The sequence below is a fragment of the Pseudomonas sp. HC1(2025) genome (assembly GCF_058742075.1).
The window spans coordinates 5,805,386-5,820,081 of record NZ_CP196017.1 but is presented as its reverse complement, the minus strand read 5'-3'; the positions used below and the strand labels follow the sequence as shown (position 1 = coordinate 5,820,081).

Annotated in this window: 13 protein-coding genes; 6 read left to right on the top strand and 7 right to left on the bottom strand. The window is 61.2% G+C overall.

Translation table 11 applies throughout. The features are described 5' to 3' along the window. Nucleotides 1-7: 7 nt before the first annotated feature. Entirely contained in the window at nucleotides 8-3,181 is a 3,174-nt protein-coding gene (locus tag ACSSVH_RS26305) for a hypothetical protein (RefSeq protein ID WP_492633907.1), read from the top strand. 78 nt (nucleotides 3,182-3,259) lie between these two features. On the opposite strand, the gene ACSSVH_RS26300 is transcribed toward ACSSVH_RS26305, so the two are convergent. The 6 genes from ACSSVH_RS26300 to ACSSVH_RS26275 are packed head-to-tail and all read right to left on the bottom strand — an operon-like array spanning nucleotide 3,260 to nucleotide 8,946. Beyond that, nucleotides 3,260-4,192 (bottom strand): phosphatidate cytidylyltransferase, encoded by a 933-nt coding sequence (locus tag ACSSVH_RS26300; protein ID WP_170042018.1) that lies wholly within the window; start codon nucleotides 4,190-4,192, stop codon nucleotides 3,260-3,262. 1 nt (nucleotide 4,193) lies between these two features. After that, the gene (locus tag ACSSVH_RS26295; protein ID WP_169954050.1) at nucleotides 4,194-4,814 is read right to left on the bottom strand and encodes a lysophospholipid acyltransferase family protein; all 621 of its coding nucleotides are present in this window, start codon (nucleotides 4,812-4,814) and stop codon (nucleotides 4,194-4,196) included. 9 nt (nucleotides 4,815-4,823) lie between these two features. Next, nucleotides 4,824-5,267 (bottom strand): hypothetical protein, encoded by a 444-nt coding sequence (locus ACSSVH_RS26290; RefSeq protein WP_169954049.1) that lies wholly within the window; start codon nucleotides 5,265-5,267, stop codon nucleotides 4,824-4,826. After that, nucleotides 5,257-6,555 (bottom strand): phosphatase PAP2/dual specificity phosphatase family protein, encoded by a 1,299-nt coding sequence (locus ACSSVH_RS26285; RefSeq protein ID WP_492633906.1) that lies wholly within the window; start codon nucleotides 6,553-6,555, stop codon nucleotides 5,257-5,259. Before ACSSVH_RS26285 ends, ACSSVH_RS26290 begins: the two co-directional genes overlap by 11 nt. A gap of 2 nt (nucleotides 6,556-6,557) precedes the next feature. Beyond that, nucleotides 6,558-8,312, bottom strand: a complete 1,755-nt coding sequence (locus tag ACSSVH_RS26280; protein ID WP_492633905.1) for a bifunctional alpha/beta hydrolase/class I SAM-dependent methyltransferase — start codon at nucleotides 8,310-8,312, stop codon at nucleotides 6,558-6,560. Between the two features lie 10 nt (nucleotides 8,313-8,322). Further along, on the bottom strand, nucleotides 8,323-8,946 hold the full coding sequence (locus ACSSVH_RS26275; protein WP_169954046.1) for a CDP-alcohol phosphatidyltransferase family protein: 624 nt from the start codon (nucleotides 8,944-8,946) through the stop codon (nucleotides 8,323-8,325). A 214-nt stretch (nucleotides 8,947-9,160) separates the two neighbouring features. Here ACSSVH_RS26275 and bufA2 point away from each other — a divergent pair, with 214 nt between their 5' ends. From bufA2 to cfaB, 4 genes are all read left to right on the top strand, one after another. Then, nucleotides 9,161-9,415, top strand: a complete 255-nt coding sequence (gene bufA2 / locus ACSSVH_RS26270) for a BufA2 family periplasmic bufferin-type metallophore (RefSeq protein ID WP_169954045.1) — start codon at nucleotides 9,161-9,163, stop codon at nucleotides 9,413-9,415. Between the two features lie 62 nt (nucleotides 9,416-9,477). Further along, the gene (gene bufB / locus ACSSVH_RS26265; RefSeq protein WP_169954044.1) at nucleotides 9,478-10,323 is read left to right on the top strand and encodes an MNIO family bufferin maturase; all 846 of its coding nucleotides are present in this window, start codon (nucleotides 9,478-9,480) and stop codon (nucleotides 10,321-10,323) included. Beyond that, the gene (locus tag ACSSVH_RS26260) at nucleotides 10,314-11,096 is read left to right on the top strand and encodes an HvfC/BufC N-terminal domain-containing protein (protein ID WP_169954043.1); all 783 of its coding nucleotides are present in this window, start codon (nucleotides 10,314-10,316) and stop codon (nucleotides 11,094-11,096) included. The genes bufB and ACSSVH_RS26260 overlap by 10 nt, the downstream gene beginning before the upstream one ends. Nucleotides 11,097-11,181: 85 nt before the next feature. Continuing rightward, on the top strand, nucleotides 11,182-12,366 hold the full coding sequence (gene cfaB / locus ACSSVH_RS26255; RefSeq protein WP_169954042.1) for a C17 cyclopropane fatty acid synthase CfaB: 1,185 nt from the start codon (nucleotides 11,182-11,184) through the stop codon (nucleotides 12,364-12,366). A 202-nt stretch (nucleotides 12,367-12,568) separates the two neighbouring features. Here cfaB and cls read toward each other — a convergent pair whose 3' ends face one another. Beyond that, on the bottom strand, nucleotides 12,569-14,008 hold the full coding sequence (gene cls, locus ACSSVH_RS26250; RefSeq protein ID WP_492633904.1) for a cardiolipin synthase: 1,440 nt from the start codon (nucleotides 14,006-14,008) through the stop codon (nucleotides 12,569-12,571). A 130-nt stretch (nucleotides 14,009-14,138) separates the two neighbouring features. Between cls and ACSSVH_RS26245 the strand changes: the two genes are divergently transcribed. Continuing rightward, nucleotides 14,139-14,660, top strand: coding sequence for a DUF3617 domain-containing protein (locus ACSSVH_RS26245; RefSeq protein ID WP_169954040.1), 522 nt, complete (start codon nucleotides 14,139-14,141; stop codon nucleotides 14,658-14,660). The last annotated feature ends 36 nt before the right edge of the window (nucleotides 14,661-14,696 follow it).

Below are 14,696 nucleotides of genomic sequence, written 5' to 3'. Positions count from 1 at the left end.
TAGTGAAATGTTCAAGCATCTGGAAATGAATGAAAGGGTTTCTTCGGTGCTTGCGTGTGTGGTTATCACGGCGTTTGCACTGTTGTTATGTCTGGGTATCTCGACCGCACCCAAGTATGCCGACTTCATCGTGGGCTACATCAGTTGGACCGCAGATACCAAGTTTCAGGACCAGGTGGTTGCTCCAGTATTCATCGCCGTTCTTTTCTGTGCGTTGCTGTTTTTTACCTCCTTGATGGGGCGCCAGAAGAAACAATTCGGTAGCGACAGCGCACTGGTTTTATCCAACCAATGGTTGTGGTGGTCGCTCCCTGCGATTACCGCTATTGCATGCATGGTGCTTGGCACGGATTTCGAGCCGAAAGTCCTCTACTGCTCGGTGTTTGGTGTCTCGTTTATCGCTTTGGCAGCCACGGTTGGCGCGGTCAAAAAAATCAATGTGGACCCTCGGATATTCGGCCTGGGGGCGCTCGGTATCCTGTTGCTGGCGCTGGTACAGCTGGAGGTGGTGTTGGCGCTGGGCCGCGCGCCAGCTGCCTGGAGCGATGGGGTTGAGTTGTCCAGATACGCCAAGCCCACCTATGGGATAGCCATCGTCGGATGGATCCTGGGTATGGCATACATCGTGTGGAGCCCCAAGGGTTTTGCGCGAATTGCCCCATGGCTGTTGATGGCTGGTCAATTGGGTCTGTCGACCTTTTACCTGGCGCTGTATCCCGCTCGCATACAAGAGCCAGATGGCAGTATTTCCAAATACGAGACCACGGTCTGGTTGAAGATACTGGTTATCGGAATGCTGGTTTGGGGCGTGGTGGATGTACTGCGGCGTTTGCGTCGGTATACATCAACCAGCGACATTGCCACGCTGCTTTCGCCTATCGCGTTTTTCGGCTTGCTGGTGGGCTTGAAAATGGGCACGACCATTTTCCCCAACATCAGCGCCGACGATTATCACTTCGGTGAAAGCTTGTTGGGCTGGTGGTCCTATATGCAGGGGGCTATTCCCTATATTGACTACGTTCCTGCCCACGGCATCATCGGCGATGACCTGACCCAGTTCTTATCATTTGTGTTTTATGACGGTTCTGCCGGCAGCATTATTCATGTCGGTAATCTCAGCATCGCGCTGTTGTCTTTTGCCGCCTTCCTGTCGCTCTACTATTTTTCGCGCAGTATCGGGTTGGCGTTTGCCGCCATCTTCTTCCTGACGGCCAATATTATCTGGCTGTTTCTGATCCCGTTTCTCTGCCTGTGGTTGAGCCCGTCGTTGCGCCAGCGTCCCGAGCGCTGGCTGCTGGTCTGGATGATCACGGCGCCGCTGGTAGTCCTCGGAATCCCGCCACAAGGGCTGCTGCTTGCGGCGGCGTCTGGGGTGATGGCTGCTTATTACGCCTGGCACCTCTGGAAAGCTCCACGCCCCCGCAAGCTGAAGGGCATTCTGATTACAGGCGTAGTGCTACTGGTGTTGGCGGTGGTTACGCCCGCAGGGATCATGCTGTTGGGGGCTATCCGTTATGTCCTGGAAAATGGCCCTATCAACCAGGTTGCCTACGGCGTGCCATGGGCGTTGAGCTGGGAGGGCGCGCGCAAAGGCTTTGTGTTTGAAGCCTTGCGCATGTCCTGGATCGCTATTCCTCTGGCGTGCCTGATGTTGGTACATCGCTGGTTCCAGACACCCGAGCGTCGTCTCGACACCTTGCTGCCATTGCTGGTGGTGTTCCTCTTTGCGCTGTTGTTGATCCCTTATTCGATGGGACGCGTCGACCCAGGTGGTATGTCTCGTCCGGGGTTGGCGGCGAGTTTCGGCTGGGCGATCCTGTTGCCTGTCGCGTGTTGGGGCATGCTCAGTGCGCGCAATAAAGTGGTCATGGTTGTCCTGGCTGCGAGCATGAGCGCATCCCTGGGGTTCTCGCCGGTATCGATCAATAACCTGGTCAAATCCACTACGGCTGTTATCAGCACTCAAGGGTTGGGAATCAGTGATGGCGCCGCTGCAGGCCTGCCGAATATCGGCCGCTCCTTTGTACAGCCTTTTCACTGGGACAGGCTGACCCGTTTGTCGCGAGTATTGGCGGACAATGTTCCGGCTGGCGAAACCTATCTGGACCTGACTTCCCGCAACGCCCAGTACTTCTACCTGGGTTATCGGCCCCTGCTGCCGGTCACTGCGGCGTACAACATGGTGTCGCCATCCCAGCAGTTGCGGGCTATCGAGACCCTCAAACAAGACCTGCCGACCATCGCCTTGCTGGAAGGGATGAACATCATCCACGACGGCGGCGGCCTGGCGCTGCGTAATCCGTACCTGTATCGGTTCGTTGTCGATCACTACGACCCGGTCTATGTGGATGGCTTCATTCTCGGGCGTAAAAAGGGCAGCGCCTCGGCGCCAGTCACCAGTATCGAAATACCCCTGATGGACTTCACCGATGCGAACTGGAGCCACGGCATCAATCGCACTGTCGCAGCGCTCTATGTGTCCGATCCGGGTATGTTGGCGGCGTTGAAGGTGGGTGATCAGATTCAGGTCAACCAGAGCGAGATTCGCCGGATTCGCGAGATACGTGCCGCGGGTCAAAGCATATGGCTGGAGGGCCCGGCGTTGCAGGTTTCCGACGCTGACCCGATCAGCCACCCACGCTTGATCGAACCTCGTCCCGAAGCGATAGCCGAGTACCAGGCAGCCTTGCTGCAGCGCGCTTTTGCATCACCGGACCTGAAGAAAATCCCGGTTGCCTGGGGCCGTTCCCAAGTCTCCCTGAACAACAAGATGGCACTGATCAACAGTCTGGATGACGTAAAGCCGAGCCTCAATCAATTGGTGGCACAAGAAAGCAGCTACCGAGTGGATGGCGGTGATCCGTCGATGAGTTTCGATCTTGCGGCGTTGAATCTGTCTGGTCACGACGCTGGCCTGCTCAAGTTCGAGTTCCGCTGCTCCGGCCGCGCCGCCGAGCCGCGTATGCAGGTGTTCTGGTGGGGGGATGGGCAGCAGGGGCCGTTCGAGGCCTCCAGCGTTCGTTTCAATGCAGAGGACGGGACGTTGATCGTGCCACTGGATGCGTCACCGCGCTGGTTGACGTTGCAGCATGTGAAGGGCATCCGGATTGATCTGGACAATGCCGGCGCTTGCAGCAGTTTCAAGGTCGATAACCTGGGGCTCTACCAGCGACAGCACTGATGTAAGGTGCTCGCAACCCACAAGACCCGATGTCCCTGGCGGACATCGGGTCTTGTCGTTTCAGTACTGTGGGGTGCTTCAGGTCCACCAATACCGCACCAAATGAAAGAAAATCGGCGCCGCAAAACACACTGAATCCAACCGATCCAGCATCCCGCCGTGTCCTTCGATCATATGTCCCCAATCCTTCACGCCTCGGTCGCGCTTGATCGCCGACATCACAATCCCGCCGGCAAAGCCCAGCAGGTTGATCAGCAGTGCAATCAGGAAGGACTGCCAGGGGTTGAACGGGGTGGTCCACCAAAGCGCTGCGCCGATCAGGGAGGACAGCAGGATCCCGCCGACAAAGCCTTCGACGGTTTTCGACGGTGACAGGTTGGGCGCGATCTTGTGTTTGCCGAACAGTTTGCCGCACACGTACTGCAATACATCCGAGAGCTGCACCACGATCACCAGGTAGGCGATCAGCAGCAGGTTGCGGCCCTCGTAGCCGACGATATCGAGGGTCAGCAGCGCAGGCACGAAGGACACGCAGAACACCGCGATCATCAGCCCCCACTGCACTTTCGATGCGCGCTCCAGGAAGTGCGTGCTGTCGCCGCCCAGCGACGCCAGGATGGGCAGCAGCAGGAACACGTAGACCGGGATAAAGATCGAGAACAGGCCGTACCAGTCAAAGTAGATCAGCAGGTATTGCAGGGGCAGCGCCAGGTAGAACGCGGCGACCAGTGCCGGGTAGTCGCTGCGGCGGGTGGGCGTGAGGGTGAGGAATTCGCGCAGGGCGTAGAACGATACGGCGTAGAACAGCAGGATCACCGCGCCGGTGCCGAGCCAGAAAGCGATGCCGATCACCACCACCATCACCCACCAGGCATTGATGCGGGCGTTGAGGTTGTCGATCACCGCGTTGGCTGTGCCACGGGTGCGCAGCTTGAGGATCAGGCCGATCAGCGAGGCGAGCACCAGGATCATGCCGATGCCGCCGAACAACATCAGGGTTTGGCTATCCATGTCAGGAATGCTCCGGGGCGAGGGCGAGCAGGGCGTCGCGGCTGCGGGCGAGAAACAGGGCCTTGTCTTCACCGTCCTGCAATTGCAGCGGTGCGCCGAAGCTGGTGGTGCACAGCAGCGGCAGCGGTAGCACCCGGCCCTTGGGCATCACACGGTTGAGGTTGGCGATCCACACCGGGATCAGTTGTGCCTGTGGGTAACTTTTTGCCAGGTGATACAGGCCGCTCTTGAAGGGCAACAGGCCATCTTCGAGGTTGCGTGTGCCTTCAGGGAAAATGATCAGCGAATCGCCCTGTTCCAGGGCCTCGAGCATCGGTTGCAAGGGGTTATCCACAGGGTCTTTGCGCTCGCGGTCGATCAGCACGCCGTTGAACACCCGGTTGATGATGTAGCGGCGCAAGGCGCTCTTGTTCCAGTAGTCGGTGCCGGCCACCGGGCGCGTGGCTTTGCGCAGGTTCTGCGGCAGCGAGGCCCACAGCAGCACGAAGTCGCCGTGGCTGCTGTGGTTGGCAAAATAAATGCGCTGCACCGGTTCCGGGGCGCAGCCCAGCCACAGGCTGCGGGCACCGGTCACTGTGCGGGCCATGGAGGTAATCAGGGTCGCGACCACGGGTTCGAACATGAGGATTCCTTATCCGGCGAAGGGCAGCCACGGGCTGGCCAGGATGACGGCCAATGTCAGTAACACTTGCGCGCCCAGCAGGTAGGCCTGTTTGCGCAGCAATTTGAGGGCACCACGCCGACGTTCGGTCCAGGGGCGGCTGGGGCGATTGGCAGGTTGCAGGCTCAGGGCCTGCAGGGTCTGGTCCAGTTCGGCGGTACGTTCTATGTCCTTGGCCATCAGCGCAAACAGGTCGGCGTCGAAGGCCACCCGCAGCGCCCAGTACTTTTGCAGCAGCCCGAGGATAATCATCCACAGACTGAGCAGCAGGCAGATCGGCGTGATACTGACCATCAACAATTGCGCCAGGCCAAACAGCACCCCGAGCAAGGTCAGGCCTGTGGATAACTGATCCAGCGAACGGCCGCGGCGCAGCAGGCTGGCGACTACCTGAAGGTGCATGTCAGCGGGCATAAGGCAGTGCTCCCAAGGCTTGACGGTGATTGGCGTGCAGGACCACATCCGGTCGTGCTGTACGAATAATAGCCAGTGCCTCGTCTACCGTGCTCGCCCGCCCGCTGTGCAGCAGCCATGCCGCCACGGCGCTGGCACTGCGCGAGTAGCCGAGGGCGCAGCACACCAACAACGGCCCGTGTTCGCGCAAGCGCTCAATGGCTTGGGCCGCCTCCAGGCACTGTGCCGGTGTGGGGGCAGTCAGGTCGAGGACGGGCAGGGCATGGTAAGCGCGGCCTTGTGGATAAACAGGCAACTCGGCACACAGATCGACCACCGCATTGAATGAACTCAGCTGTGCTGGCGTCGGAATTCGCCCCAACCACACGTTATCCACAACCCGGTCAGGCTGTGGATGCTTGCGCGTCCACAGCCGCGAGTTGAGCCACGCCGCCGCGAGGTAAGGCGCATACAGCCAGCGTGCTGCAGGGCTGAGGCGGCCATCGGCGCGTTTCTGGAAGCCTGCGGCGCCCAGCAGCCAGTAGTTGAGCGCCACCAGCAACACCGCAACGGCAGGCCACAGCAGCCATAACCAGGCGCCGCCCCCGGTAAAGGCCGCTATCGCCAGCACCAGGGCGCCCACGGCGTAACGCACACCCAGGCGCCAGCGTTTCGGGTCTTTGGCCAGGCGCGCATGCGACAGCGGGCTTGGATGATCCACCGGCCAGAGCCACACGCACAGCCAGCCGGCCAGGGCGCCTGTGGGTAAGTCGATAAAGTGATGTTGGTACGTGGTCAGCACCGAAACACCAATCAAAGCGAACCAGCCATGCACCAGCCAGCGCCACAGGCCTTGGCTATGCCGCTGGTACATGACCCACAGGATCACCAGCAAAGCGATATGCAGCGACGGCGCCTGGTTGAACGGTTTGTCGAACCCCGCCAGCACTGCGAACAGCCAGCCGAACACGCCGTCCATTTCCGGGCGCTCAAAGGTGAACCGCAACGGCCAGAGCAGGAAGCAGCTCACGGCAATCACTTGGGCACTGAGCAGGCGCAGGGCATGTTGCTTGAGCTCATGGCGACTGTTGGGCAGCAACAGGGAGAAGCCATAGAGCAGGTCGATCGACCAGTAGGGCACGATGGTCCAGGCCCAGAACGGCATATGGGTTTCCCAGCCGAACACCAGGGTGCCGACATCGCTGCGCTGGCTGGTGACCCAGGTGGCAAAGCCGTAGGTGCTGAAAAACAGCGGCGCCAGAAGCAGCAGCCACAGCAACGCTGGTTTGAAGAGGCCCGGTTCGCGCATGGTCAGATCTTCTGCGCCAGCGACACGCTGAAGATGCCCCATTCATCCACACGCTGGGTGATCTTGCGAAAGCCTGCCGCTGCCACCAGTTGATCCATCTCTGCCTGGCTGCGACGGCGCATCACCCAGGCCTGGCCCTGGCGATGGCTGGTCAGGGCACGGGCGATCAGTTCCAGTTGCGGGTGCCACGGTTGGCCGGTGTACACCAGGTAGCCCCCGGGCTCCACGGCTTCGGCCAGGCCGGCGAGGGAACCCCCGACCATGGCGTTATCGGCAAAAAGCTCATACAGCCCGGACACCACCGCCAGCGTCGGCTTGGGCGCCAGCGCTGCGAGGTCGGCCCGGTCGAAGGCATCGCCTTTGACGAATTGCGCAATATCCCCCAGGCCTTTCTCGCGAATCAGCGCGCCACCGTCGCGCACGTTGATATCGCTGTAGTCGCGCAACAGGATCGATTCCGGCAGTGGAGAAACGCCCTGCAAGGCTTCCAGAATGTACCGACCGTGCCCAGCGGCGATGTCGACGATGCGCACTTCGCGCCCGTCGTCGCGCAGCTTGGCCATGGCCAGGCGCAGCAACTCTTCAACGTGCAGTTTGCGCTGGCGGATCCCGCGCCAGCCGATGGAGTTCAGGTAGTTGGTGTCGATCATCCGCCCCAGCGCGCCTTTGCCGGTGGGGGTGTTGCGGTACACGTAGTCCAGGGTACTGCCCGAGTCGAAACCGGTGTCGAAGCCCAGCTTCACCCCCTCGGACAACTTGCGGCCCAGGCCCATGCTGGCGCGGGTCATGCGCCAGTACAGGTCACGCAGGGAGTTGCGCGGCAGCGGCGCGGCGAGGGATTCGGATTCGGCGCACGTCGCGCCGATCTTGTCGGCATCCAGCAGGCTGGCGCGGTCCAGCGGGTGGGCAAAGTTTTGCAGGATAAAACGCCTGGCGCTGGCCAACGCCACGGCGCGATCCCGTTCGCCGAGGGTGTCGTGGAAAAAGCCGGGCAGGATGTGCAGTTCCTTTTTCAGGCTGCCAAGGCGGTCGAAGAACTGTTGCTGGGGTTTGCGATGCACCACGAAGTCCGAGCCGGAGATCAACAGCTGGGTCGGCACCTGGATCGCCTGGGCATCGGCGACCACGCGGTCGGCCGCTTCGTACAGGCCCAGCAGCACATTCACCGAGATCGCCTTGGTGATCAGTGGGTCAGTGTCGTAGGACGCAACGCGCTCTGGGTCATGGCTGAGGAACTTGGCCTTGACGTAGCTGTTGACGAAAAAGTTGCCGCGAAAGCGCCGCATCAACCCCAGGCCCGGGCGGGCGAAGGGCACGTAGAGCTTGACCTTGAACGCCGGGGAGGCGAGCACCAGGGCGCGGATGTTCGGCGCGTAGTCGTGGACCCAGGTGGCGGCAATCACCGCGCCGACGCTCTGGGCGATGACCGCGAGGTTTTCTGCCTCGATGCCATAGGTGGCGCCGATATGGTCGCAGAACGTCTGCACATCCCGCGCGCTGGTGGCAAAGCTCGGGCTGTCGCCACGCTCGCCGGGGGACTGGCCGTGGCCACGGGCGTCCCAGGCGAAGAAATCGAAATGCGGCAGGTCCAGTTCATCCACCAGGTGCGCAATGCGCCCCGAATGCTCGTGGCCTCGATGGAACAGCAGGATCGCCTGGCGTGGCTCAGGCCCGGTGGCACTGGTCGCGGGCCAATGCCGATAAAAAAGCGCTACGCCGTCGTGGGTGCTGAAGGTGTGCTGTTGCTGTTCGCGCATCGCAAGATCCTTATGCCGTCGGAGGGGTGTCGGGTTGTTCTTTGAGGCCCTGGCGTACACGGTTGACCAGGGTGTAGGCGAGCAAGGCCGCCACCAGCCACATCACCCCGTCGACCCAGCCGGCACCGAGCCAGCCCAGGGCCACGCCAGTGGCCAGTACGCCGAGGACGAACGCCCGATCACTCTTGCCCATGGGCCCGTCATAGCGTCGCGATGCGCCGACCATCGGCCCGAGCACACCGGCGTACTCGCTGAACACCGCCAGTAGCGTCACCAGCAACACCGGCGCCAGGCCGACCCCGGGGATCAGCGCAAACGGCAGGATCAGCGCGCTGTCGGCGATCACATCGCACAGTTCATTGAGGTAGGCGCCCAGGCGTGACTGTTGGCCGAATTCCCGGGCGAGCATGCCGTCGATGGCATTGAGGGCCATGCGCAGGATCATCCACAGCGGGATCAATACGAACACCCAGGCGTGCTGGGCGAAACCGGCGATCAGCAGGCCCACCAGCAGCGACACGATGCCCGCCAGCACGGTGATCTGGTTGGCGGTGGTGCCGTTGTCATACAGGCGCTGCACCAGGGGCCGCAGCAGGTTCTGAAAGCGCGGTTTGAGCTGATAGATCGAAATCATGAGAGTGACGCTTCCTTGTCCGTGATCCCGCGAAAAAGCTGCTGCGAGTGTGACGATAAATCGCGGTGCGCACTAGTGATGGCTCCTACAAGGATTCAGGAAACCAGGAAAATTTTCACAGCGCTGTAACGCCCCTCCGGCATCTCACTCTAGTGCTGTGTCGGGACTGAACAAACCGTTTAGCCGACCCCCTAGACCCATGAGGAATACCACAATGAACTTCAAGAACGCTGTTTCCGGTGCTGCCCTGGCCATCGCTGCCGCCACGCTGTTTGCCGGTGTCGCGACCCAGGCACAAGCCGCCGATGAAGCGAATGTGCACTGCTATGGCGTGACCTCCTGCAAAGGCATGAACGATTGCAAGACCGCTGAAAACGCCTGTAAAGGCCAGGCTGTCTGCAAGGGCCATGGTTTCAAGGCCATGACCAAGGCTGCTTGTGATGCAGCTGGCGGCAAAGTCGGCGAATAACCGCGAATACGTGATCCCGCAGCGGTGTGCACGTCGCTGCGGACACTTTCCAGGAGTTCGTCATGTCGGCATCGGTTCCTTGCCTGGGCTACGGCCTGGGACTACGCAGCACTTACTATCAGCAGATTCTCGAGCAGTCGCCGGCGGTGGACTGGTTCGAAATCGTCTCCGAGAATTATCTGGTCCAGGGCGGCAAAGCCCTGTACTACCTGGACGCCATCGCCGAGCGCTATCCGCTGGTGCTGCATGGCGTGTCCCTGTCCATCGGCGGGCCCCATGCCCTCGATAGGGACTACCTCACGCAACTCAAGCAATTGGCCGACCGGGTCAAGCCGGCGTGGGTGTCCGATCACCTGTGTTGGAGCCGGGGCAACGCCCATCAGTTGCATGACTTGTTGCCGCTGCCCTACACCGAAGAAAGCCTCTACCACGTTGCTACCCGGGTGCGGCAGGTGCAGGAGGTGCTGCAGCGGCCGCTGGTGCTGGAAAATGTCTCCAGCTATGTGCGCTCAAAGGCCGATGAGTTTACCGAGTGGGAGTTTCTCAGCGCCTTGAGCCACCTCAGTGGTTGCGAGCTGCTGTTGGACGTGAATAACGTGTATGTCAGCTCGCGCAATCATGGCTTCGATGCCTGGACCTTTATCCGCAACCTGCCGCCGCACAGCATCCGCCAACTGCATTTGGCCGGGCATATGGACTACGGCGACTACGTGGTCGATACCCATGACCACCCGGTATGCGATCCGGTGTGGCAGCTGTTTCAACAGACCCTGGAGCACCTGGGGCCGGTGGCGACGTTGCTGGAGCGCGATGACCATTTCCCGCCGTTTGCCGAGTTGCTCGACGAACTGGGCAAGGCCCGTGAGTTGGGGGCTGGCGCCCTGGCCCGGAGGTCGCTATGCGCTTGATCGATTGGCAACTGGCATTTGAACGGCATCTATTGGCAGACACCGACGCCAGCGGCTTTGCCAGCACCTTGATCGGTGGCCCGACCCTGGATGTCGACACGGGCCTGGCGATCTATCACCACGCCTATCGGGCCCGTTTACTGGAAGTGATGCAGGGGGATTTCCCGGCTGTGTGGCACTGGCTGGGGGATGAGGAGTTTGCCGGGCTGGTAGCGGCCTATGTGCAGCGATATCCATCGGCGCATTTCAGCTTGCGCTGGTTGGGGCAACGGTTTGCAGGCTTTATCGGCGAGCATCTGGTCGCCGAACAAAGCGCGCCGCTGGCAGAGCTGGCGTGCCTGGAATGGGCCTTTACCCTGGCGTTTGATGCGTCCCCCGGCCAACCCCTGAGCCTGCACGACATGGCGCAACTGGCGCCTGAAGATTGGCCGGTGTTGCAGGTCGAGTGGGTGCCGGCGGTACAGCAAGTGTTGTGTCGCTTCAACAGCCTGGAGATCTGGCGCGGGGTCAAGGCACAAGCGACGTTTCCCGGCAGCCAGCCGTTGTCGTTGGCCCAAGTGTGCCTGATCTGGCGGGACCAGCAGGTGTGCCGCTTCCGTAGCCTGGAGCCCGCCGAGGCTTATGCCCTGGCCGGGATGGCCGACGGCGGTTGGAGTTTTTCAGAACTGTGCGCCGAATTGGCAGTCACTTATCAAGAGGGCGCGCCGCTACAAGCTGTCACGTGGTTGAAACAGTGGGTTGAGGACGGTTTGCTGCAACGTCGGGCACCATAGAAGGCGGCTATTGAATCGATAGCCAGCTACTTTTTCGTGGATGGTCTACCCTCATTCCAGACGTCTGAAACAGGGGGGACTACTCATGCTCGCGCAACTTCCACCGGCCTTACAGAATCTTCAGCTACCGCTGCGTCTGCGACTCTGGGATGGCCATGAGTTCAACCTGGGCCCGGAGCCCAGCGTCACGATCGTGGTCAAGGACCCGGTGATGGTGACGCAACTGACCCATCCCACGCTCGATTCCCTGGGCGCTGCCTTCGTCGAAGGCAAACTGGAGCTGGAAGGCTCCATCAGCGATGTGATCCGGGTGTGTGACGAACTGAGCCACGCCCTGGTGGATGAAGATGAGCACGCCGGACCGGTGCGCTCGATCCACGACAAGGCTACGGATGCCGCCGCGATTTCCTACCACTACGACCTGTCGAACGAGTTCTACCAGCTCTGGCTGGACCGTGACATGGCCTACTCCTGCGGTTACTTCGAGACCGGCAGCGAATCCCTCGACCAGGCCCAGCAAGACAAATTCCGCCACCTGTGCCGCAAGTTGCGCCTGCAGCCTGGGGAATATCTGCTGGACGTCGGTTGCGGCTGGGGCGGGCTGGCGCGTTATGCGGCGCGCGAATTCGGGGTCAAGGTGTTCGGCATCACCCTGAGCAAGGAACAACTGGCATTGGCCAGGGAGCGTGTGCTCGCCGAGGGCCTGGAAGACCAAGTGGAACTGGCGTTGCTCGACTACCGCGACCTGCCCCAGGACGGGCGGTTCGATAAAGTGGTCAGCGTCGGCATGTTCGAACATGTTGGCCACGCCAACCTGGCGCAGTACTGCCAGACCCTGTTCGGCGCCGTGCGCGAAGGAGGCCTGGTGCTCAACCATGGCATCACCGCCAAACATACCGATGGCCGCCCGGTGGGACGTGGCGCGGGGGACTTTATCGAGCGCTACGTATTCCCCAATGGCGAGTTGCCGCACTTGGTGATGATCAGCGCCGAGATCAGCGAAGTCGGCCTGGAAGTGGTCGACGTGGAAAGCCTGCGCCTGCATTACGCACGCACCCTGGACCATTGGAGCGAACGCCTGGAAGACAACCTGGAAGCGGCGGCGAAAATGGTCCCGCCCCAGGCACTGCGTATCTGGCGCCTGTACCTGGCGGGATGTGCGTATGCGTTTGCCCGCGGGTGGATCAACCTGCATCAGATCCTGGCGGTCAAGCCCCATGCCGATGGCAGCCATGAGTTGCCATGGACGCGGGAAGATCTCTACCGCTGAGATCTTTGGCTACGCTGCAATACCAAATGTGGGAGCGGGCTTGCTCTAATGCCGATCAGTTAAGCGAACGCAATGCTCAAAGCAGTGAAGATCAAATGTGGGAGCGGGCTTGCCCGCGAAGACGTCGGCCCAGCAAATATTGATGTTGACTGACCCACTGCTTTCGCGAGCAAGCCCGCTCCCACATTGGTTCTGCGTTGGTCTATAGGATCGGGGAAATCAACCGCGCCACCCGCATGCCCAGTTGCTGCAGGCGGCGGGTCTGTTGGCTTTCTTCCTGGCTGGTTTCGTGGGCCTGGGCGAAGTCGTCCAGCAGCATGTGTTCCACTTCGCTGGCGAAGGTTTTATCGACCGTCAGCAACATCACTTCAAAGTTGAGGCGGAACGAACGGTTGTCCAGGTTCGCACTGCCGATGGCGCTGATTTCGCGGTCTACCAACACCACTTTCTGATGCAAAAAACCCGGCTTGTAGCGGAATACCCGAACCCCGGCGCGCACCGCTTCGATCGCGTACAGGCTGGATGCGGCGTAGACAATGCGATGGTCGGGGCGTGACGGCAGCAGCAGGCGTACGTCCACGCCACGCAACACCGCCAGGCGCAACGCGGCGAATACTGCCTCATCGGGGATGAAGTAAGGGCTGGTGATCCACACTCGCTCAGTTGCCGCATGAATGGCTTCGACGAAAAACAGCGAGCAGGTCTCATAGGGGTCCGCCGGACCGCTGGCCAGCAATTGGCAGAGCACGCCATCGTCGGCGTAGGTGTCGGGCAGGATCAGCGGCGGCAGTTCGCGCGCGGCCCAGAACCAGTCTTCGGCAAACGACTCCTGCAGGCAGGCCACCACCGGGCCGCTGACGTGCACATGGGTGTCGCGCCAGGGCGCCAGCGGCGGTTTCTTGCCCATGTATTCGTCGCCGACGTTATGCCCACCGACAAACCCGCTCAGGCCATCGACCACGACGATCTTGCGGTGGTTGCGGAAATTTACCTGGAAACGATTGAGCCAGCCGCTGCGGGTGGCAAACGCCTTGATCTGCACCCCGGCGTCGCGCAGCGATTGCACATAGCGGTGGGGCAGGGAGTGGCTGCCGATGCGGTCATACAGCACGTAGATGGCCACGCCCTCGGCGGCCTTGGCCTTGAGCAGGTTGTGCAACTGGCGGCCGAGTTCGTCGTCATGAATGATGAAAAACTGCACCAGCACAGCCGTCTTGGCGGCGCGGATGGCGTCGAAGATGGCGCTGAAGGTGGCGTCGCCATTGACCAGCAAACGCACCTGGTTATTGGCCAGGCACGGCATGCGCCCCAGCTTGGGCATGGCGCGCAGGGAGGCGTAGGCGTGGGAGTTGCGCGCGGCCAGGGCTTCTTCGACCCAGGGGCGCCAGTTCAACTCGGTGATGGCCTTGTGCATTTCCTGGTTGGCCTGGCGGCGCGCCTGGATATAGGCATCGAAGCTGCTGCGGCCAAAGATCAGGTAGGGGATCAGGGTCAGGTACGGCATGAACATCAGCGACAGCGCCCAGGCAATCGAGCCTTGGGCGGTACGCACGGTCAGCACCGCGTGCAGGGCGGCCAGCGAGCCGAGAAAATGCAGGGTGGCGATGAAGTAACCAAGCAAGTGCGGGCCGAAGAAATCCATGGACAACATTACTCCTGACAATCCAATGCGTAACAGACCATGTCCGGCGGCGATTGTCGCTATTTTATTGAGCATGCAACGCCGACCACTTTACGACGTCTAACGCCGACAATTACCCAGGAGTTACCCGATGAATGCTCGTCTGCTTGGTTTGGCCATGGTTGTTGGTTTGACGCTGCCGGTGGCAGCGCAGGCGCAGATGTTGGCGCCGGGCTTGTGGGAATTGACCACCAGCAACATGAAAGTCGATAACCAGAACCTGCCGGACTTGTCGTTGATCCTCGGTCAGCTGAAACAACAGATGACCCCGGAACAGCGCGCCATGCTGGAAAAACAAGGCATTACCATGGCCGGCAAGGGCGTGCAGGTGTGCCTGACACCGGCCCAGGTGGCCTCCGACTCCATCCCGCTGACCGACCCGCAATCGGGTTGCAAGCAAGAGGTGACAGACAAGACCGGCAACCAGTGGAAATTCCGCTTCAGCTGCCCGAAAGCCCAGGGCACTGGCGTGGCCACGTTCCAGAGCCAGAAGGCATTTACCACCACGGTCAACGGCACCTTCAATGCCACCGGCGTGCAGCAGAACGGCAGCCTCGACACCCAGGCGCAGTGGCTGGGCAACGACTGCGGCACGGTCAAGCCCCGCGCCTGATCACACGCCCTGCAGGAGCCGGCAAGCCGGCCCCTG

Coding starts and splice junctions, on each gene's coding strand:
- ACSSVH_RS26305 (WP_492633907.1), top strand. CDS start 8: ATGTTCAAGCATCTGGAAATGAATGAAAGGGTTTCTTCGGTGCTTGCG.
- ACSSVH_RS26300 (WP_170042018.1), bottom strand. CDS start 4,192: ATGGATAGCCAAACCCTGATGTTGTTCGGCGGCATCGGCATGATCCTG.
- ACSSVH_RS26295 (WP_169954050.1), bottom strand. CDS start 4,814: ATGTTCGAACCCGTGGTCGCGACCCTGATTACCTCCATGGCCCGCACA.
- ACSSVH_RS26290 (WP_169954049.1), bottom strand. CDS start 5,267: ATGCCCGCTGACATGCACCTTCAGGTAGTCGCCAGCCTGCTGCGCCGC.
- ACSSVH_RS26285 (WP_492633906.1), bottom strand. CDS start 6,555: ATGCGCGAACCGGGCCTCTTCAAACCAGCGTTGCTGTGGCTGCTGCTT.
- ACSSVH_RS26280 (WP_492633905.1), bottom strand. CDS start 8,312: ATGCGCGAACAGCAACAGCACACCTTCAGCACCCACGACGGCGTAGCG.
- ACSSVH_RS26275 (WP_169954046.1), bottom strand. CDS start 8,946: ATGATTTCGATCTATCAGCTCAAACCGCGCTTTCAGAACCTGCTGCGG.
- bufA2 (WP_169954045.1), top strand. CDS start 9,161: ATGAACTTCAAGAACGCTGTTTCCGGTGCTGCCCTGGCCATCGCTGCC.
- bufB (WP_169954044.1), top strand. CDS start 9,478: ATGTCGGCATCGGTTCCTTGCCTGGGCTACGGCCTGGGACTACGCAGC.
- ACSSVH_RS26260 (WP_169954043.1), top strand. CDS start 10,314: ATGCGCTTGATCGATTGGCAACTGGCATTTGAACGGCATCTATTGGCA.
- cfaB (WP_169954042.1), top strand. CDS start 11,182: ATGCTCGCGCAACTTCCACCGGCCTTACAGAATCTTCAGCTACCGCTG.
- cls (WP_492633904.1), bottom strand. CDS start 14,008: ATGGATTTCTTCGGCCCGCACTTGCTTGGTTACTTCATCGCCACCCTG.
- ACSSVH_RS26245 (WP_169954040.1), top strand. CDS start 14,139: ATGAATGCTCGTCTGCTTGGTTTGGCCATGGTTGTTGGTTTGACGCTG.